The organism is Limnobacter sp. (genome assembly GCF_043511195.1).
Classification (GTDB): Bacteria; Pseudomonadota; Gammaproteobacteria; order Burkholderiales; family Burkholderiaceae_B; genus Limnobacter.
This window is the reverse complement of record NZ_CP121330.1, coordinates 2,761,633-2,781,302: the sequence shown is the minus strand read 5'-3', so window position 1 is coordinate 2,781,302 and position 19,670 is coordinate 2,761,633. Positions and strand designations below refer to the sequence as shown.

At 53.4% G+C, this 19,670-nt stretch carries 15 protein-coding genes; 10 read left to right on the top strand and 5 right to left on the bottom strand.

Translation table 11 applies throughout. The features are described from left to right. The first annotated feature begins 54 nt into the window (after positions 1-54). The 6 genes from P0D43_RS13235 to P0D43_RS13210 all read left to right on the top strand — a co-directional run bounded on the left by P0D43_RS13235 (position 55) and on the right by P0D43_RS13210 (position 3,967). Positions 55-570 carry a PAAR domain-containing protein gene (locus P0D43_RS13235; protein WP_394672637.1) on the top strand — a complete coding sequence of 172 codons (516 nt, stop codon included), beginning with the start codon at positions 55-57 and terminating at the stop codon, positions 568-570. Then, on the top strand, positions 567-1,658 hold the full coding sequence (locus P0D43_RS13230) for a DUF2515 family protein (protein ID WP_394672636.1): 1,092 nt from the start codon (positions 567-569) through the stop codon (positions 1,656-1,658). Before P0D43_RS13235 ends, P0D43_RS13230 begins: the two co-directional genes overlap by 4 nt. Then, on the top strand, positions 1,655-2,317 hold the full coding sequence (locus tag P0D43_RS13225) for a hypothetical protein (RefSeq protein ID WP_394672635.1): 663 nt from the start codon (positions 1,655-1,657) through the stop codon (positions 2,315-2,317). Before P0D43_RS13230 ends, P0D43_RS13225 begins: the two co-directional genes overlap by 4 nt. After that, on the top strand, positions 2,314-2,592 hold the full coding sequence (locus P0D43_RS13220; RefSeq protein ID WP_394672634.1) for a hypothetical protein: 279 nt from the start codon (positions 2,314-2,316) through the stop codon (positions 2,590-2,592). Before P0D43_RS13225 ends, P0D43_RS13220 begins: the two co-directional genes overlap by 4 nt. Further along, positions 2,589-3,257, top strand: coding sequence for a hypothetical protein (locus tag P0D43_RS13215; protein WP_394672633.1), 669 nt, complete (start codon positions 2,589-2,591; stop codon positions 3,255-3,257). Before P0D43_RS13220 ends, P0D43_RS13215 begins: the two co-directional genes overlap by 4 nt. A gap of 86 nt (positions 3,258-3,343) precedes the next feature. Further along, complete coding sequence (locus P0D43_RS13210; protein WP_394672632.1) at positions 3,344-3,967, top strand: hypothetical protein; 624 nt, start codon at positions 3,344-3,346, stop codon at positions 3,965-3,967. A gap of 131 nt (positions 3,968-4,098) precedes the next feature. Here the strand turns inward: P0D43_RS13210 and P0D43_RS13205 are convergent, their stop codons facing one another. Both P0D43_RS13205 and P0D43_RS13200 read right to left on the bottom strand, forming a co-directional pair. Beyond that, entirely contained in the window at positions 4,099-4,788 is a 690-nt protein-coding gene (locus tag P0D43_RS13205; protein WP_394672631.1) for an ABC transporter ATP-binding protein, read from the bottom strand. Further along, positions 4,781-6,034, bottom strand: a complete 1,254-nt coding sequence (locus P0D43_RS13200; protein WP_394673728.1) for a lipoprotein-releasing ABC transporter permease subunit — start codon at positions 6,032-6,034, stop codon at positions 4,781-4,783. Before P0D43_RS13200 ends, P0D43_RS13205 begins: the two co-directional genes overlap by 8 nt. A gap of 73 nt (positions 6,035-6,107) precedes the next feature. Here P0D43_RS13200 and P0D43_RS13195 point away from each other — a divergent pair, with 73 nt between their 5' ends. From P0D43_RS13195 to lysS, 4 genes are all read left to right on the top strand, one after another. Next, entirely contained in the window at positions 6,108-7,301 is a 1,194-nt protein-coding gene (locus tag P0D43_RS13195; protein ID WP_394672630.1) for a hypothetical protein, read from the top strand. Further along, the gene (gene recJ, locus P0D43_RS13190) at positions 7,298-9,046 is read left to right on the top strand and encodes a single-stranded-DNA-specific exonuclease RecJ (protein WP_394672629.1); all 1,749 of its coding nucleotides are present in this window, start codon (positions 7,298-7,300) and stop codon (positions 9,044-9,046) included. Before P0D43_RS13195 ends, recJ begins: the two co-directional genes overlap by 4 nt. Before the next feature lie 52 nt (positions 9,047-9,098). Further along, positions 9,099-10,203, top strand: a protein-coding gene (gene prfB / locus P0D43_RS13185) for a peptide chain release factor 2 (protein ID WP_159571524.1) whose coding sequence is annotated in 2 segments (ribosomal slippage) — positions 9,099-9,179 and positions 9,181-10,203 — 1,104 coding nt in all. Because the reading frame shifts where the segments join, the coding sequence is not laid out codon by codon here. Positions 10,204-10,206: 3 nt separating this feature from the next. After that, positions 10,207-11,739: a lysine--tRNA ligase gene (gene lysS, locus P0D43_RS13180; protein WP_394672628.1), complete on the top strand. Its 1,533-nt coding sequence runs from the start codon at positions 10,207-10,209 to the stop codon at positions 11,737-11,739. Between the two features lie 1,084 nt (positions 11,740-12,823). Here the strand turns inward: lysS and P0D43_RS13175 are convergent. From P0D43_RS13175 to P0D43_RS13165, 3 genes are read right to left on the bottom strand one after another with little or no spacing between them, the layout of a single operon-like run. Further along, on the bottom strand, positions 12,824-13,741 hold the full coding sequence (locus P0D43_RS13175; protein WP_394672627.1) for a transglutaminase N-terminal domain-containing protein: 918 nt from the start codon (positions 13,739-13,741) through the stop codon (positions 12,824-12,826). A gap of 4 nt (positions 13,742-13,745) precedes the next feature. After that, complete coding sequence (locus P0D43_RS13170; RefSeq protein ID WP_394672626.1) at positions 13,746-16,319, bottom strand: circularly permuted type 2 ATP-grasp protein; 2,574 nt, start codon at positions 16,317-16,319, stop codon at positions 13,746-13,748. A gap of 31 nt (positions 16,320-16,350) precedes the next feature. After that, on the bottom strand, positions 16,351-19,626 hold the full coding sequence (locus tag P0D43_RS13165) for a DUF2126 domain-containing protein (RefSeq protein ID WP_394672625.1): 3,276 nt from the start codon (positions 19,624-19,626) through the stop codon (positions 16,351-16,353). Positions 19,627-19,670 lie beyond the last annotated feature (44 nt).

Sequence of the window (19,670 nt, the reverse complement as noted above, 5' to 3'; positions counted from 1 at the left end):
ATCCAAAACGCGGCATGTTAACTTGTTCGGTTATTGACCGAACAGGGCAAAACCATGCCATTGATGATTCGCCAAGGCGACACCACCAGCCATGGTGGCACAGTGCTTGAAGGCTTTCCGTTTTACACCGTTGAAGGCCGTGCAGTGGCCGCCATGGGCCACAAGGTGGCCTGCCCGCTGTGCAAGGGCGTGTTCCCGATTGCGCAGGGCAACCCAGCTCACACATTCAACAATGTGCCCCTGGCCTATGAAGGCATGAAAACCGCGTGCGGTGCTTCGTTGATTGCCTCGCAAGCCAGCACCACCCACGCCGCGCCAACAGGTTCTGTTGCCCGAATTGCGGAACAGCAAATCCCCGACAACCCCTTGGGCAATCAAACCGACGACAAAGTGGTGCAGTTTGTAATTCGGCACCATGAAACCCAAGAACCGTTGGAAGGCGTGCCCTACAGCATCAAGTTGTCCACTGGCGCAGTTGAATCGGGGCACACCAACGCCGAAGGTTTGACCCGCAAACTGGTGGTCAACAAAACCGTTCAGGCAGAATTGATTGTGCACACCATGCCATGACCAACAATTGCTTTCCCCACCTGCTTAGCGACGACCTTCTGCTACACAAAGGCGCGCGCACGCTGGACAAGTGCAAGTGCTACAGCACCGACCGCTACGACAACACCGAAAAACTGATTGCGGAAGTTGAAGTATTAACCTGCGACTGCCTGTGGCGCATTTACCAGCGCGAAGCCCAGCACATTGTTGCCCCCGGCGGCGTGTTGATTGCCGACCCCATTGCGCGCAACAGGCGCATTAATGCGGCATATGCAGCGCTATGGAAAGCCGACAGCCGCTTTGAATGGGCCGGGCTTGCGGCTTTTGCATCCAAACAGGTGGGCTGTGGCCTGTTACACGCAGCCACAGGCATGGAACAGATCAACCGCACCCAGCGCGAACTGGAGAATATTGAACGAAAACCTTGGGTACCGCCCGGTGCAAAAATTGGATCAGCTGGTGTGCGTGGCGGCATGGAAGGTGCAGAGGTGTCGATGAAGTATGTGTTCGACACCCTGGCCCTGGGCAACACCGCCTTGTTTCTGGACATTTACCCGCTGCACATGTTTTACAAAAAGCGGGGGATTGGGGAAATGAAAAAGTGTTTGGATAAGCGAGAAAAAATCTATGGGCATCCAAAATTTCCTGTGCTGTGGCCAATTCAGGAAAAGGTCGAGTTCGGTTTGAGATTCCCCGAAATTATTCCAGCATTCGAAGCCATTGAAGCTGGGGATATTTTTGAAAGCGTCCGCTTACTTGCATTTCATGAGCAACAGAATATTCTACAACCCGCCATTTACGAGGATTTTCTGATGCGGGGGTTGTTGCAAAGCAACCAGGCGGCTAGTTCACTGGCCTATGTCACCAATATTTCCACAGGGCTTGAACAACCGGTTCAACTGACACTGGCCAATCAATGCTCGCCCTTGCAAGATGGCCGCAGCATTGAATTCAGCACCGGTGCTTTTGCAAACCTTGCCAATCTGGATGAACGCATGCCCTTTGTATTGCGCGCAGCAAAGCAATTCCACAACCTGCTAAAAAGCGGAAACCGGCACTTGATTGAACAAAGCCTGGGGGAAATTTCAAATGGAAGCGCTATTCGATGACAGTACAGAACAATCTATTTCAGTGGGTCAGACAGCACAAAATTCTCGCTGTATTTGCCGCAACACTTCTTGTAGTTGGTGCTTGCAAGGCAGCTGAAATACTGATGCCAGCCAAGGAAATCGCTTTGATTATTGGCGAACCATGGAAAGACATGCAGGCCAGATCAACTGCTGAGATTGCCGATGACATACCCAATGAAATTTGGTACCGAGTGCCTAAAGACCTTGCATATTTAAAGTTTGCTGATCCAAAGTATGAGTTTGTTACCCCCCCGGCAAAATGCTTCAGTATTTCATTTAACCGTGGCTTTGTGTACTCAGTCCGAATGTCCCCCCAAGTTGAGCCGCTGCCACTTCAGGAGTCCTTGGATATCGTGCTGGATCTGCAAAATCAATGGAGAAAGTCCGGGTGGGAACTTGAAGACCCAATCGAGAATCCACCCTATGAGGACAACACCGAGTGGCGCAAAGCCATTGAACAATGTACCGCCTACAGCACTTATTGGCAGGCTAGAGATTTTTATTCAATTTTAATTTCGATTGGGTGTTTCAAAGACAGTCGTCATCCATACGAAAAGCGTTACCTGATCACAATGGCCATTGGCAAATACATCGACTACGACTCAGATACTGACAATTCAACACCGCACGGCAAATGAGATTTACTCCGGATTTCGTCAGGCACGTCACCAATATTTCCACAGGGCTTGAACAACCCGTTCAACTGACACTGGCCAATCAATGTGTACCCTTGCAAGATGGCCGCAGCATTGAATTCAGCACCAGTGCTTTTGCAAACCTTGCCAATCTGGATGAACGCATGCCTTTTGTATTGCGTGCAGCGAGGCAATTCCACAACCTGCTAAAAAACGGAAACCGACACTTGATTGAACAAAGCCTCGGTGAAATTTCAAACGGAAACGCCATTCGATGACAGTGCACAACAATCTGTTTCAGTGGATCAGGCACCACAAAATTCTTGCTGTATTTGCCGCAACACTTCTTGTAGTAGGTGCTTGCAAAGCAGCTGAAATGCTGACGCCAGCCAAGGAAATTGCATTAATAATCGGTGAGCCGTGGAAAGACATGCAGGCTAGATCAACAGCAGAAATTGCTGATCACATACCCAATGAAATTTGGTATCGGATGCCTAAAGAACTCGCTTACTTGAGGTTTGCTGACCCCAAACACGGCTTTGTTACACCGCCTGCAAAGTTTTTTACTGTTTCGTTTGACGACGATGCTTCAATTCGATCGGTCCGAATGTCCCCCCAAGTAGAACCTTTACCGCTACAGGAGGCCTTGGATATCGTGCTGGATCTGCAGAATCAATGGAGAAAGTCCGGATGGCTTCCTACTGACCCCGAGGAACCCGCATACGAAAACACACTAGATTGGATAAATAGAATTGAAGAATGTAGATCGAATGCCACTTTCTGGCATGTTCCCGACAAGTATCAAATCGCTGTTGGAATTGCCTGTTATGGAGATAAGCAACACCCTAACAAAAAACGCTTTATGATCAATTTTTCGTTAGGCAGGCCATGGTATGAGCCTTGGAAATACAACTTTCCTCTTGATCCAAACAAGCCATACTAAAAAGCACCGAACTTGATTTGAGTGGCTCACACCATCTACTTGATTGAACAAAGTATTCGCGAAATTTCAAATGGAAACAACATTCGATGACAGTGAACAACAATCTGTTTCAGTGGGTAAAAAGCCACAAGATTCTCACTGTGTTGACAACAACACTTCTCGTAGTTGGTGCTTGCAAAGCAGCTGAAATGCTGACGCCAGCCAAGGAAATTGCATTAATAATCGGTGAGCCTTGGAAAGACATGCAGGCTAGATCAAGCGCAGAAATTGCCGATGACATACCCGATGAAATTTGGTACCGCACGCCCAAAGAACTTGCTTATTTAAGGTTTGCAGACTCTGAGTATGGATTTAAAACTCCTCCAGCTAAATTTTTCATGGTTGGTTTCAACAGGGGAAAAATAGACAGTATTAGGATGTCCCCCCAAGTCGAGCCACTTCCACTCCAGGAAGCCCTAGAGATCGTGCTGGATCTGCAGAATCAATGGAGAAAATCGGGGTGGGAACTTGATGAGCCAGAAGAGTTTCCAGCATATGACGACACTCCTGTTTGGCACGAAGCGCTTAAAAAGTGCGCTGCCCTAAGTACTCACTGGAACGCCGGGAAACTATACCAGCTCATGATCGTGATCACCTGTTACGAGGACACCCGATATCCGGACAACAAAGGGTACCTAGTCACTATTTCCATGGGCAAATACAGGGAGTGAACATAAACAATACTTTGCTTGCTTATATCTTTGGTGGAATTTCAAATCGACTCATCATTCGATGACAGTGCACAACAATCTGTTTCAGTGGATCAAGCACCACAAAAATGAGCTAAGTCGATTCGTATAGTTCACTCCGCCTTCAGTTCACCCTTCTCAAGCCTCAACACCCTGCTGCACTTGCGCGCCAGTTCCATGGAATGAGTCACGATGATCAAGGCAGATTTGTTGGCTGCCTTGCTGTGAATCAGGCTTTCAAATACCTGGTCGGCAGTTTCCTGGTCCAGGTTGCCGGTGGGCTCATCAGCCAAAATGGCTTTTGGGTTGGTCACCATGGCGCGCGCAATCGCCACGCGCTGGCGTTCGCCGCCCGACAACTCCGCAGGGCGGTGGTTTAGCCGGTGTTCAAGCCCAAATTGTTTCAACAGCACGGCGCTTTTTTCTCGCGCCACTTGTTTGTTCTCACCACCAATGCGCAATGCCATGGCGACATTGTCCAAGGCATGAAACTCGGGCAGTAAATGGTGAAACTGGTAAATAAATCCCAGCGTTTTGTTGCGTTCCATGCCCAGTTTGCGCACCGACCATGGCTCAATAGCCTGGCCAGCCCACAGCACTGAACCGCTGTCGGCTTTCTCGAGCCCACCCAACACATGCAACAGTGTGCTTTTACCCGCGCCGGAGGCACCAACAATTGCCACGGTTTCGCCTGCATGCACCTGAAAGTTCAGGTTTTTGATGACTTGTGTGGCTTTGTCGTTCGCAGTAATGCCTTTGAACGCCTTGCTCAGGTTTTTGGTTTCCAGAACAACATTACTCATAACGCAGGGCCTCCGCAGGTTCGGCACGCGATGCGCGCCAGCTTGGGTAAATGGTGCTGAGCACGCTGAGCACCAAGGCCACGGTTACGATAGTGACCACATCGCTTGCGCGTGGGTCGGAGGGCAACTGGCTGATGAAGTAAATTGATTTTGGCAAAAATTCAACGCTGAGTGCGCGCTCGATGGCCGGCACAATGGTGCCCAAATTGATGGCCAACAACCAACCCGCTGTTACACCCAGAAATGTGCCTATCCAGCCCACCAATGCGCCTTGCAACATGAAAATTCTTTGAATCGCAAATGGGCTTGCTCCCAAGGTGCGCAAAATCGCGATTTCGCCGCGTTTGTCTTTCACGGTCATTACCAGCATCGAAACCAGGTTGAATGCGGCCACGGCGATAATCAGGGTCAGGATAATGAACATCATGCGTTTCTCGGTTTGAACCGCAGCAAACCAGGTGCGGTTTTGTACCGACCAATCGCGAACCCACACGCTAGGTGGCAATTGGTTTTCAATGTCGCGGGCCACAAAGGGGGCGGCGTCCATGTCGTTGAGCTTCACGCGAATGCCTGTGGGGCCAAGGCTGCGATAAAAACGCGCTGCGTCGTCGATATTCATCAGCACCAGGCCACTGTCGTATTCATAGTGGCCAGTGCTTACCAAGGCAGTAATTTCGAATGCCTTCAGGCGGGGGATCATGCCAGCGGGGGTCATTTGGCCCGAAGGCGCAATCAGCGTAATTCGGTCGCCCACGCTGACACCAATCTGCTTGGCCAACTCAATGCCCAAAACAACGCGGAATTCGCCAGCTTGCAGGTTGCTGAGGCTGCCGGAAATCACTTCCTTGAAATCCGACACTTGCTGTTCTTGCGCGGGGTCAATGCCGCGAACAATGGCGGGGCGCAATAAATCGCCATGGGCCAGCATGCTTTCACCGGCCACATAAGGCGCAGCACCAATTACTTTGGGGTTGGCGCTTTTGATCGCACCCACCAGCGCCTCGGGGTTGTCGAACCCTTCCTGCGGGGCCAGTACCTCGATGTGTGCAATCACCGACAGCATGCGATCTCGAACTTCTTTCTGAAAACCGTTCATCACCGACAACACCACGATCAGGGCGGCAACGCCAAGCCCAATACCGGCCATGGACAATCCGGAAATGAAGGAAATGAATTTGTCGCGGCTTCTGTGGCCGCCACCGCGCACATAACGCAGTGCAATTTCAACATCAAAGGGTAAACTAATCACAAATTGTCCCGAATTGTTCAAATGCGCTTCTGAAGTTTCAAAGCGCTCTCATTGTAGTGTGAATAAAACCGTGTCCAAACCAAGCAATGCGCCTTTGTGGGTGTTCGTTCCCAACATTCTTGTGCCTGAAATGGCACTTGAACGCCTGTCTGCCAATTCGCAGGCCCAGTCTTTTGCGGGCTTGCCAGCCGGTTTGCTGCAAACCATGGCCAGAAACGCTGCGCCAGAATACCAAAATGCGGATGGGCTTGACCGTATCGAAGCCTGGCTGTTGCGATACTTGGATTCACAAGCCCGGGCAAAGTTCGACCAGTACCCGGCTTGGGCCATGATCCAAAACCCGGAGGCAGGCGACAACACAGCACCTCTAACGCCTTTCACCCGGTTTTGGGGCACAGTGGGTTGTCTGGAAATTGAACGCGATGGCGTGCGCTTTACGCCACCCGAGGTGTTGCAGGTTGGCCAAGCTGACCTGGACGCCTTCTGGAGCGTGGTGAAACCTCTGCTGGAAAAACATGGCTGGGCCTTGAACACGCCCGCTGGTTTGCACAGCCTGTTGAGCAACCCTGTGCCTGTGCCTATGGAGCAGGCTTCGCCTTGGTCGGTGCAAGGCATTCGATTGACCGATTACCTGCCCATGACCCACGAATGCAGCGACTGGCGGCGCATGTGGCTGAATATGCAGGTGGAATTGCACAACGCTGAATTCAACAAGGCCCGCGAGGCCAAAGGCTTAAAGCCTTTGAATGCGTTGTGGTTTTGGGGCGGTGGTGAGGCTTGGCAAACGGAAGTGCCTTTGCCGCGTGTGAAATCGGTGTCAGAGGATGGCGTGTTTGATGCCGTAAAAATGACCGATGGTGCAGATGAAGCCCTAAACCGCTTTGTGTTCTGGACCCAATTGCTGGGTCCCGTATTAAAACAGGGCGCCCATTCCGGGCCAAAACCCGATCATGTGTATTGCGTAAACTTTCAAGGTTGGGGTGGCAATATTGCTGTGTTCAAACTGCTGGAAAGCGAAGTGCTGCAACCCATGCGCCTGGCGGGCTTGGCCTTTAACTGGGTGCTGTTGGGCAACAATGGATGGAAAACTTTAAAAAGTAACTGGATGAACCGCTTTAAATTTTGGCAGAACACACCCAACTGGGCCGTGCTGGGTGAACCCGAAGTGCAGGAAGGTCCTTCCGAGGAAGACCTGCAAGCCGCATGGCAACAAGGCCAGCGCGACCAGGACAGCATTCAGGCTGAATGGGAGGGGCGGTCATGAACACTTTGAACAATGCGGTTCAGCACCGGGTTCGAACGCCACGTCCGCAAGTTGAGGCTGTACTTCGCAGCCAAGGCATGCACCCTTTGTTGGCCCGTTTAATGGCCACGCGTGGAGTCGATACCCAAGCTGAAGCAGAAACCAAACTGGCTGATTTGATTCCACCTGCTCAACTCAAAGGAATTGATCAAGCCGCAGAAATTTTGGCAGATGCACTGGAAGCCGGTGCGCGCATCGTGATTGTGGGTGATTACGATTGCGATGGCGCAACTGCGACAGCGGTGGGCGTGCGCGGCTTGCGCATGCTGCTGCAAAGCCTGGGCGCCGATGAAGAAGCCGCCAAGTACCACATTGATTTTTTGGTGCCCAACCGCTTTGAATATGGTTACGGCCTAAGCCCTGAAATTGTTCAGCTGGCGGCGCAGCAGTTTGAACCTGATTTGCTGGTGACCGTGGACAACGGCATTGCCAGTGTTGAAGGCGTGAATGAGGCCAATGAGCTGGGTATTGGCGTGATTGTGACCGACCACCACTTGCCCGGCGAGCAACTGCCGCAAGCCTTGGCCATTGTGAACCCCAACCAGCCAGGTTGTGAATTTCCCAGCAAATCGATTGCCGGGGTGGGCGTGATGTTTTATGTGTTGCTGGCCACCCGTGCCGTGTTGCGCGAACGCGGCGTGTTCGATGCCGCCAGCCAACCCCGCATTGATGCGCTGCTTGACCTTGTTGCGCTTGGTACCGTGGCCGATGTGGTGAAGCTGGATGCGAACAACCGCCGCCTGGTGGCGCACGGTTTACAGCGCATACGCGCAGGCCGCGCCCAACCGGGCATGCTGGCCTTGTTTCATGAGGCCAGCCGTGATCCCCGCAAGGCCACAGCCGCCGACATGGGTTTTGCCCTTGGGCCACGACTGAACGCAGCAGGTCGCCTCGCCGACATGGCGATCGGCATTCGCACTTTGTTGGCCGACGACGCTGCTGAGGCCAGTGCGCTGGCCGCCCAGCTTGGCAAAATGAACGAAGAACGCAAGCGCATAGAAGCCGACATGAAACGCGACGCGCTGGAAGACATTGAAAAATTCATCAGCCAGGACGAACCTGCTGCGGGCATTGTGGTGGCGCACGGCACTTGGCATCAAGGTGTCATTGGCATTTTAGCCTCTCGCATCAAAGAACGCCTGTATCGCCCCACCATTGCCTTGGCCCCTGGCGACGACGGCTTCTGGAAAGGCAGTGGCCGTTCCGTGCAGGGCGTGCATTTGCGCGATGTGCTTGATTTGGTGTGCAAACGCCTGCCCGAAGGCAGCATGCCCAAGTTCGGCGGGCACGCCATGGCGGCTGGCTTAACCATTGCCGAGGGCGCCATTGAGCAATTCAAAATTGAATTTGCCAAAGCCATTCTTGATTTAAGCGACCCCAGTGCGCTAACACAGGTGGTCGAAACCGATGGTTCCATTCCCGCCGACTACATTGCAGCCAGCGCTGTGGATTTGCTGGATACACAGGTGTGGGGGCAGGGCTTCCCGGCTCCTCTGTTTTGTGATGAATTTGAGGTGCTGGAGCACCGTTTGCTGAAAAACGCACACAGCAAGTTCACCTTGCGCCGCGATGGGAAAACCTTCGTGGCCTTGCGTTGGCGAGCAGTAGAGGCACTGCCGGCCAAAGTGAAACTGGCTTACCGGTTTGAACGGGACACTTTCACCGGCGGCGATGCGGTGCAAATCATTGTGGAGCATGTGTTGTAAGGCGGCTTGCGTTACAATATCGGGTTACGCACATTGAATACATTAGAGAAACATGGAAGCCGAACGCCTGAATGCCATCATCAACGCCCTGACTGACCAAGCCGACCGTGCTGGCCAGTTGCGGAGGTATCTTTGACGTCGACCGCAAGGCCGAGCGACTCACAGTAGTTGACGCCGAACTGGAAGACCCCAATGTTTGGAATGATCCCAAACATGCACAGGAGCTGGGCAAAGAGAAAAAGATGCTCGATGGCGTCGTGGTGACCATGAACACCGTGCAATCCAATATTAGCGACGCACAGGAACTGGTCGAAATGGCCCAGGCCGAGGGCGACTTCGATGCGCTGGAAGCCATTGAAGGCGATGTCGCCGAATACGAAAAAATCATTGCTGACCTCGAATTCCGCCGCATGTTTAGCAACCCGGCCGACCCGGCCAACTGCTTCATCGACATTACTGCAGGTGCCGGTGGCACCGAAGCCCAAGACTGGGCCAGCATTTTGTTGCGCCAATACCTGCGCTATTGCGAACGCAAGGGCTTCAAGGTCGAGGTGATGGAACAGTCTGACGGTGAAGTGGCCGGCGTTAAATCGGCCACCATCAAGGTGGAAGGTGAGTATGCGTTTGGTTATCTGCGCACCGAAACCGGCGTACACCGTTTGGTTCGCAAATCGCCTTTCGATTCCTCGGGTGGGCGACACACCTCATTTGCTTCCCTGTTTGTGTACCCTGAAGTGGATGACTCATTCGAGATCGACATTAACCCCGCCGATGTGCGAACCGACACCTACCGTGCCAGTGGTGCGGGTGGTCAGCACATCAACAAAACCGACTCGGCTGTTCGCCTAACCCACATACCCACAGGCATTGTGGTGCAGTGTCAAAACGACCGTTCGCAGCACCGCAACCGCGATGAAGCCTGGGGCATGTTGAAAGCCAAACTGTATGAGTTCGAAATGCGCAAGCGCATGGCCGAGCAACAGGCTTTGGAAGACACCAAAACCGATGTGGGCTGGGGCCACCAAATTCGCAGTTATGTGCTGGACAACAGCCGTATCAAAGACCTGCGCACTGGTGTTGAAATTTCCAACACACAGCGCGTACTCGATGGCGATCTCGACCCATTCATTGAAGCCAGCTTGAAGCAAGGTATCTAAACCATGAACGACAAAACACAAGCCGCTGGCGACGAAATGCCAGTCGACGAGAACCAGATTATTGCCGAGCGACGTGGCAAGCTGAGCAAATTGCGCGAGAAAGGTCAGCCTTTCCCCAACAGCTTCAAGCCTGAACACCGCGCTGCCGATTTGCATGCACATTACGGTTTGCTGGACAAAGAAACACTCGATCCGCAAGGCATTGAGGTGTCAGTTTCTGGCCGCATGATGTTGAAACGTGTGATGGGCAAGGCCAGTTTTGCAACCGTGCAAGACGGCACTGGTCGCATTCAGTTTTACATCAACAATGAAGGCGTGGGCGAAGACGTTCACGGCGAATTCAAGCACTGGGATTTGGGCGATATCGTTGCGGCCAAAGGCAAGCTGTTCAAAACCAACAAAGGTGAATTGAGCGTGCACTGCACGGAAATTCATTTGTTGGCAAAAAGCCTGCGCCCGCTGCCCGACAAATTTCATGGCTTGGCTGATCAGGAAATCAAATACCGTCAGCGTTACGTGGATTTGATCGTTTCCGAGCAAACACGCGACACCTTTGTGACTCGTTCCAAAGGCATGTCCTCGATTCGAAATTTCATGACCAATCACGGGTTTCTGGAAGTGGAAACGCCGATGTTGCATGTGATTCCTGGCGGTGCCTCGGCCAAACCATTCGTCACACACCACAATGCACTGGACATGGAAATGTACCTGCGCATTGCGCCTGAACTGTATTTGAAACGCCTGATTGTGGGTGGCTTCGAGCGGGTGTTCGAGATCAACCGCAACTTCCGCAATGAAGGGGTCAGCCCGCGCCACAACCCTGAATTCACCATGATGGAATTCTATGCGGCGTACTGGAATTACCGCGACCTGATGGACTTCACCGAGCAGGTGATTCAACACGTGGCCACTACAGCAACCGGCAGTGCAAGCTTGACTTACCAGGGTCGTGAGCTTGATTTGTCCAAGCCGTTTGCACGCTTAACGATTGTTGAGGCGATTCAAAAGTATTTCCCCGAATACGGCACGGAAGATTTGCAGAATATCGACTACCTGAAGCAGGCCTTGGCCAAGAAGGGTGTGCATGTGGACAAAGAGCCTGCATTGAAAAACGCAGGCATCGGTGCTTTGCAGTTGGCTTTGTTTGAAGAAACATCTGAAAGCCTGTTGTGGGAACCCACATTCATTGTGGACTACCCGGTTGAGGTGTCGCCTTTGGCGCGAGCATCCGATGCGAATTCACAAATTACCGAGCGCTTTGAGTTGTTCATTACTGGTCGTGAAATTGCCAACGGGTTCTCTGAATTGAACGACCCGGAAGACCAGGCGGATCGATTCAAAAAGCAGGTTGAGGCGAAAGAGGCAGGCGATGATGAAGCCATGTTCTACGACGCTGACTTTATTCGTGCGCTTGAATACGGCATGCCACCCACTGGTGGTTGTGGCATCGGTATTGACCGTTTGACGATGCTGATCACTGACAGCCCGAATATTCGGGACGTGATTTTGTTTCCGCACTTACGGCGCGAGGACTAAGTCAAATTTGCACCGCGCGGGAGTGATTCAGTCTCCTGCGCGGTTTGTGTTCACCGCAAGTGCAATGCTCACCTCATGTGTCGCACCATCCCGCCTTGGCGGGCTTTAATCCCTTCTTGATTGCTGGCTCGGTTCATGCGAAACGCAAAAGCGTGTTCGCATCGATTGCTTGCGCAATCGCCCCTCGCTGCGCATCAAACGGGCAGCCCACCTGAAATCGGCGGAACGGTGCAACACATGAGGTGAACTTGAGCGCCGGTGATGCACAACAGAACATTTAATTTGCGTTCTGTGAGCGCACTATTACACTGAGCATCCAAAATATTGCTCGGCTCACTATGCTTTGCTCTGCCTTTGTTGTAATACTTGCTTCCCTTCCGATTATTTCTGCATGTTCCGCGTCTGATCAGCGACTATCGACTCAACTGTTTATGCATTCGGAAACTGCATGCGAGTTGATATTCAAATCTCATGAAGTGTTGATCGTCGAGAATTTTTGCGACACTGATCAGCGACCAATCTTGATCAAGACGGCTGATCGGGAAATCAGATCCGATTGGATTGACGAGAAGACCAGTCGTTTTCTGTTTCAGGAAGGTTGTGCCCAAGCGGATGAGTGTTTCTATGAACTGAGTACAAACGATGCTGGAGTGAGCGGCCGCTTTTCGTATCGAATCAATATGAGGGAAGGTGAATACGGCTTCGAAGTCAATAGGTCTGGACAGTCGAAGGTGTTCAAGCAGTCATCCAAGGATATTCCGTCTTGAAAGGATTGTCACAGGCATTTTTAGGCCTCCGCGCTTTGTTGCATTCATCTCGCCGAGTTCAGGTGGGCTGCCCGCTTGATGCACAGCGAGGGGCGCTTCCGATAGGAAGCGATGCGAACACGCTTTTGCGTTTCGCATGAACCGAGCCAACAATCAAGAAGGGAATAAAGTCCGCCAAGGCGGGATGAAGCGACATGAGCGGAGGCCATCAAGAAAGCAGCTGGAGGATACGCGACAAGCGTGGAGGCAGCAAACGAACTGGTGAATAATCCAACGTGCACGGAGGCCAACAAGCAACTGGCTGAACGACGCGCAACTCAGAACACCGTTACAGCCACCTTCAGCGTATGCTCTCCACCCCCATGCACAACCCCGCGCATCGGTGGCACATCAGCATAGTCACGCCCAATCGCCACAGTCACGTAGCGCGTGTCCGGTAACTGGTTGTTGGTCGGGTCGAAGTCGACCCAGCCCACATCAGGCCCGCACCAAAGCGATGCCCAAGCATGGCTGGCATCGGCGCCCAGCAGCTTGGGCTGCCCGGGCGGTGGTTCAGTCAGCATATAACCACTCACATAGCGCGCTGAAAGTCCAAGTGAACGGAGTACGCCCAACATCACGTGCGCAAAGTCCTGGCAAACACCTTCGCGGCTTTGCATCACTTCTTCAACGGTGGTGTGAATGGTGGTTGATCCACTTTGATAGCTGAACTCACGAAAAATACGCTGCATGAGCGCTTGCCCTGCATGCACAATTTGACGGCCTGGCCAGAAATCAAGACTGCCGTAATCGCGAAGCGAGTCGAGCAGCGGCACATGCTTGGATTCAAACCTGAACTGATAATCGCTTGAAATCGCCTGACCGGCCTGATAGCGCAACTGGTCTACCAAATCATTCAAGCTTGGGCTGATCAAATCATCGATTGGACCTGTGTGCAAAAAGCTGCTCACCTCGACTTCACTTTCACTGAGCACTTCCAGATTGTCATGTGGGTAATTCATCTCAAAGTGATGAACCACATTGCCGAATGCATCGGTGTTGCTTTGCACGCTTGAAGGGTTTGGCCGAATTTTCAAACTGTGCGAAATCAGCTTTTGCCCCTTGCGCAGGGGGCCTGCTTGCATGCCTACTCCTTCCTGCGGTTGGAGGATACAAATTTGCTGAGCGCACTCTGCGGGTTGGTGATAGTCGTAGTCGGTGACATGGGTCACCTTTCTTCTTTCGGAGAAGGTCATTGATTTATCTTCCCTGAATGACTTGATCGGGCAATTCAGCCAGTCTGAAATATTGAGCACCGACCAGGTCGGAAACCTTGTGGGCAGTATCGAGTAATTCTTGCAACCAAACACGCAACTGACGCCCTGTTTCGGCCGGGAAGGGTGGTTGCAACCCCTCAAGGCTAAGTCCCTTGGGCATGTCGCCATTGCGGTACACGCTGTCGAACAATTGGCGTATTTGACTGGTATCGCCAGGCAAACGGTCGATCACAATGTCCAGCTTATACAGAATTCGGCGAATGGCATAGGGCGCGTCTTCGTCAAAAATCAGCAGGTCGAGTGTGGGCAACCATTCAAAACGGTGCTGGTAGCGCGACCTGTAAGTAATCGTGCTGTCGGCCAGCGCAATGGCCAGGGCCAAACCATGTTCACCGGCACGCCCGGGCATGCTCGTCATTGACAACAAGCAGTCGCATGCGCCGCACAGACGTTCAAGCTGACGCCCTAGCTGTAAAAAGCGCCAGCCATTGTCGCGGGTCATGTGGTCGCTTTGTTCACCGTGCATGGCCAACAAATACAACTGTACCTGTTCAAGTGATGAAGTGGGCAAGGTGCGCTGGAAACGAACCCATTCGGGTTCGGTCAGCACTTTGGCGCAATCGTTCAACAGGCGCCAGTGGCCACTGCTTAAGCGCTCGCGCAGTTGACCCGCCACGTTGGCCAGTCCATTCAGTTGACCTGCCAAACCCACCGCGGCAGGTGCATCCACGCCGGTTTTGTACCACAGCCTTTCAAGAATATTGGTTTCCAGTTCATCTTGAGTCAATGGTTCGGCCGGGTCCAGCTCTGTGCTTAAGCCCTGTTTGCCGCACAATTCATGCAACAGGCCGAGCGTGGTGGGGTCCAGGTATTCTTCCTCGTTCAGCAGCAATTGGGCGCGCATCAACAAGCGAAGGGAAAAACTGGCGCGCTCGGTGTAACGCCCCAACCAGAACAGGTGTTCAGCGGCTCGGCTGGAAACAGGTCTACGCAACGCTTGCAAATCTTTGGCTTGTAGCTTTTCTTTCAGGTTGGTGGTGCGTTCTACGGGTTCGCCACTGCGCACCCAGGTGTCCAGGCTGGTGCCACCTTTTTGCATGCTCACAATGCCATTTTGGTCGCCTGCCACGCGGGTTAGTCCGCCGGGCATGACCGTGTAGTTGCCTTGCCCGTCGGTCACTGCGAATAGTCGCAGCATCATGGCGCGTTCTTCAATGCCACCTGCGCCGGTCCAAATGGGCACGCGCGAGAGCGGTATTAATTCCTGCAAGGTGTACTGCGAAGGCCGTTGGCTGATCTTCGACAACCATGCGCGTTTCTCGATTTCATCGAGCTCGGAGCCCATGATCGAATCCATGGTTCGCCCGCGCCGGTTTGGCCCTGTGGATTTAATCACCAGGTTGTTCAGCCTTTCGCTGGCTTGCGCCCAGGCGGGTGATTCCCCACACCACCAACTCGGTACGCTGGGCAGCAGCAAATCTTCCTGAAGGTAATGTTGCCCAAGACCCGGCATGAAGCCATGAATGGCAGGGCTTTCCAACCAGCCGGAGCCCGGCATGTTGGCCATGACTACGCCGCCAGTGCGAATGGCCTGCAGCAAGCCGGGAACACCCAGTTGCGAGTCTTCGCGCAGCTCAAGTGGGTCCAGCCACTGGTCGTCGGTACGGCGAATCAGGCCATCGATGGGTTCAAGCCCGTTTACCGTTTTCAGGAATACATGGTTGTTGCGTACGGTCAGGTCACTGCCTTCAACCAACGATATGCCCAGGTAGCGCGCCAGGTAGGTGTGTTCAAAATAGGTTTCGTTGTAGGGGCCCGGGGTCATCAGGGCAATGCGTGCATTGTCACCTTTGGGTGAAAGTCTGCGTATGCCGTCGATGTAGTCGCGGTAAAACCCCGCCAAATGCTGAATGTGCATTTCGCGGAAACCACGCGTGAAACTGCGCGAAATGCTCAAGCGGTTTTCAAGGGCATAACCCAGACCGGAAGGTGCCTGCATGCGGTGGGTGATCACCCACCATTTGCCATCGGGACTGCGGCCCAAATCAAATGCCACCATGTGCAGCCACACCCCGTTTTGAGGTTCGGTGCCTTGCATTTGTGGCAAGTAGCCAGAATGCCCGTACACCAAATCGGCGGGTAGAAGGCTTTTGGAGAGCAGTTCGCGCTTGCCGTACACATCGGCCATCATGGCATTTAGCAGGCGCGCGCGCTGGGCAATGCCGGCTTGAAGTACAGCCCAATCGGCTTGGTCGATGATGAAGGGCAGCAAATCGAGAGACCATGGGCGTGACGTGCCTTGTGCATGGTCTGCGTATACATTGTAGGTAATGCCGTTGTCGCGAATTTGCTTGGCCAGCGCATTCAGTTTGCTGTCCAGGTGATCGCTAAGCCCCGTGGTGGGTAATCGGTTGACAAAGTCAGCCCAGACGGGTCGAAGAACGCCCTTGGCCGCCAGCTCGCTGTAGTACGCACTGGTGCCTTGTAGGATGCTCTGTTGCCAGGGCACCTCAACATTTGCAAGGGTGGTGTTCGGGTTCGCGCTCAAAGCGGTCATTGCCTAAAGTTCGGTGCCCTATTGTAAATGCCTAACACCATCTTAGGTCCAGTGTGATGGGGAACTCCGGTCTTCCACTTGGGCTTTTTACACTAACCTTTCCTTGGGTGTGGCCCATGCGGAAAAAGCGCGTCAACCTGCGACTTTCCGCTTCAAAGGCATTCACCGGGAAAATATCGTAGTTGCGCCCGCCAGGGTGTGCCACGTGATACTGGCAGCCACCCAGGCTGCGGCCGTTCCAGGTGTCGATCAGTTCAAACACCAAGGGCGTGTGTACATCAATGGTGGGGTGCAAGGCATTGGGTGGTTGCCAGGCCCGGTAACGCACACCAGCTACATATTCGCCTTCAGTGCCGCTGCGGTGCAGGGGCACTTGCACGCCATTGCAAGTCAGTGTGTAGCGCTCGTCCACAAAGTTTTTCACTTTTACTTCAACGCGTTCAAGTGAGGAATCTACATATCGCACCGTCCCACCCGGTGCACCTTCTTCGCCCAAGACATGCCAGGGTTCCAGTGCACTGAAAATTTCCACCTCCACACCCCGGCTGGAAAAGTCGCCCATTTTTGGAAAACGAAATGCAAAGTGCGGTGCAAACCAATCCAGTTGAAACGGAAAGCCCGCGGCCTGCAAATCAGCCACCACATCGGCCATGTCATTTTTTACAAATGTCGACAGCATGAATTGATCGTGCAAGCGCGTGCCCCATTTCACCAAACGGCCGGTGTAGGGGGTTTTCCAGAATTTGGCAATCAGGGCGCGCAGCAGCAGTTGTTGAGCAAGGCTCATTTGCGCATTGGGTGGCATCTCGAAGGCACGCAACTCGAGCAGCCCCAGTCGACCTGTTGAGGTGTCAGGGCTGTACAGCTTGTCGATACAAAATTCGCTGCGGTGGGTGTTGCCCGTTGAATCAATCAGAATGTTGCGCAACAAGCGATCGATAATCCACGGCGGTGGCTTACCCGCGTGTTTTTGCATTTGCCGGCCCAGTTCGGTGAGCGCAAGTTCCAGCTCATGCACCTGATCGCTGCGCGCCTCATCCACTCGCGGTGCCTGGCTGGTGGGGCCAATGAACAGACCCGAAAACAGGTATGACAGACCTGGGTGGTTGTGCCAGTAACGCAGCAGGCTGCCCAGCAAGTCGGGGCGGCGCAGGAAAGGGCTGTTCTCGGGTGTTTCGCCGCCCATCACAAAGTGATTGCCGCCACCCGTGCCGCTGTGCCGGCCATCGAGCATGAATTTCTCGGTTGAAAGTCCGATCAACCGTGCGTCCTCGTACAAATTATTGGTCAGGTGCAGCAATTCAGCCCATGTTTTGCTGGGTTGCACGTTCACTTCCAATACGCCCGGGTCGGGTGTCACCTGCAGCATGGTCAGGCGTTTGTCACGCGGGGGCGGGTACCCTTCAAGCACCACAGGCTGGTTCATCGCCTCTGCAGTGTCTTCTATTCGGGCCACCAGCTCCAGGTAGTCGTCCAGTACTTCCAGTGGGGGCATGAATACATACAGGTGTCCATTTCGCACCTGTACACACATGGCAGTGCGTACCACGTGGGTTGCCGATTCTTTCAACACAGGCTCGGTGTCATCCGCCGCGCCGGTTTTTGCACCTGGCTTTTGCAGCGCCATTCGGGAAGGTGCTGCTGGCGCAAACGGATCGGCAGGAATGGTGTACGGAAAATCTTTCTTGGCCACCCAGGGTTGTGAATCAAGTGGCAGGCGATAACCCATTGGCGAATCGCCAGGAACCAGATACAGGCGTTCATCGCGCAGAAACCATCGCCCTGTTCGCCATTGCCCTTTGGCCGATTGAATGGGCAGGCAGTATCCCACTTCCTCAGTCAGGCCTTGGGTGAATACCTTGTTCAAGCGCTTTCGTTCAAGCGGGTCGTCAAGCCGCGAATCGAAGGGGTCCACATTCACTGGCAATTTGCGTTCGCGCCACATGTAGTACCAGGCGTCTTCGAAACCGGGCATGACATAGCGCGGGTGCAGCCCCAAACGGCTGCAAAGCTCCTCCATGAATTGTTTGGCGGTGGCGTTGGTCGCCTTGCCGTCAACTTGCTCATGGCTAAGCAGTTTCGGATTTTTCCAGATTGCCTCACCGCTTTTCAGCCAATACATCGACAAGGCCCAGCGGGGCAATTGTTCGCCCGGGTACCATTTGCCTTGCCCAAAATGATAAAAACCGCCTTTGCCGTAGTATTTGGCCAGCTTGTTCAGCACCTTGATGCCGTAGTCGCGCTTGGTGGGGCCCAGTGCATCCACATTCCACTCCGCTGCGCCGCGGTCGGTGTTGGCCACAAAAGTGGGTTCGCCGCCCATGGTCAGGCGCACATCCAGCGCGTCCAGTGCCTTGTCCACTTCAAAGCCCAGTGCTTCGATACCTTTCCACTGCGCCTCGGTGTAGGGCTTGCTGGTGCGCGGCGATTCGTAAATACGCTGCACACTCATTTCATGTTCAAATTCAACTTCACATTCATCCAGCGTGCCGGTAATGGGTGCGGCGCTTCCGGGTTCGGGCGTGCAGGCCAAGGGGATATGACCCTCACCCGCCAGCAAACCCGACGTGGGGTCCAACCCGATCCAGCCAGCCCCGGGCAAATACACTTCACACCACGCATGCAGATCAGTGAAATCTTTTTCCGGGCCATCGGGGCCGTCGATTGCTTTGACATCGCTGGTCAATTGAATCAGGTAGCCAGAGGCAAACCGCGCTGCCATGCCAAGACGCCGAAATATTTGCACCATCAGCCAAGCGGTGTCGCGGCAGGAACCAGAGCCACTGTTCAAGGTTTCATCGGGTGTTTGCACACCGGGTTCCATCCGGATCAAGTATTTGATCCGCCCCGCAAGGTCTTGATTCAAGGCCACCAGGAAATCAATGGTTTTTACACGGCTCAAATTCAGCTCGGCCATGTAGGCATTGAACGCCTTGCCTGTGTGGCAGGGCACCAGGTAGGGCGCCAATTCCTGATCCAGCGACGCATCGTATTTAAACGGAAAGTACTCGGCGGCTTCCTCCAGGAAAAAATCGAAGGGATTCAGCACCGACATTTCAGCCACCAAATCAACTGCAATTTCCATCATCCCGGTGCGCTCAGGGAATATCAAACGCCCCAAATAGTTGCTTTGCGGGTCTTGTTGCCAGTTGATGAAATGAGTTTGCGGCAGCACTTTCATGCTGTAGCTCAAAATACGTGTACGGCAATGCGGAGCAGGGCGCAAACGCACCACTTGAGGGCCCAGGTTGATCAAGCGGTCGTATCGGTACCGTGTAATATGGCGCAGAGCAACGTGAATTGACACTTTGTAATCCCAAAAATGAAGCCGAACAAACAAAACCCGTTTTC

What these genes read in the sequence shown, in the direction of transcription:
- P0D43_RS13235 (WP_394672637.1), top strand. Translation starts at nt 55, where the DNA reads ATGCCATTGATGATTCGCCAAGGCGACACCACCAGCCATGGTGGCACA.
- P0D43_RS13230 (WP_394672636.1), top strand. Translation starts at nt 567, where the DNA reads ATGACCAACAATTGCTTTCCCCACCTGCTTAGCGACGACCTTCTGCTA.
- P0D43_RS13225 (WP_394672635.1), top strand. Translation starts at nt 1,655, where the DNA reads ATGACAGTACAGAACAATCTATTTCAGTGGGTCAGACAGCACAAAATT.
- P0D43_RS13220 (WP_394672634.1), top strand. Translation starts at nt 2,314, where the DNA reads ATGAGATTTACTCCGGATTTCGTCAGGCACGTCACCAATATTTCCACA.
- P0D43_RS13215 (WP_394672633.1), top strand. Translation starts at nt 2,589, where the DNA reads ATGACAGTGCACAACAATCTGTTTCAGTGGATCAGGCACCACAAAATT.
- P0D43_RS13210 (WP_394672632.1), top strand. Translation starts at nt 3,344, where the DNA reads ATGACAGTGAACAACAATCTGTTTCAGTGGGTAAAAAGCCACAAGATT.
- P0D43_RS13205 (WP_394672631.1), bottom strand. Translation starts at nt 4,788, where the DNA reads ATGAGTAATGTTGTTCTGGAAACCAAAAACCTGAGCAAGGCGTTCAAA.
- recJ (WP_394672629.1), top strand. Translation starts at nt 7,298, where the DNA reads ATGAACACTTTGAACAATGCGGTTCAGCACCGGGTTCGAACGCCACGT.
- lysS (WP_394672628.1), top strand. Translation starts at nt 10,207, where the DNA reads ATGAACGACAAAACACAAGCCGCTGGCGACGAAATGCCAGTCGACGAG.
- P0D43_RS13175 (WP_394672627.1), bottom strand. Translation starts at nt 13,741, where the DNA reads ATGACCTTCTCCGAAAGAAGAAAGGTGACCCATGTCACCGACTACGAC.
- P0D43_RS13170 (WP_394672626.1), bottom strand. Translation starts at nt 16,319, where the DNA reads ATGACCGCTTTGAGCGCGAACCCGAACACCACCCTTGCAAATGTTGAG.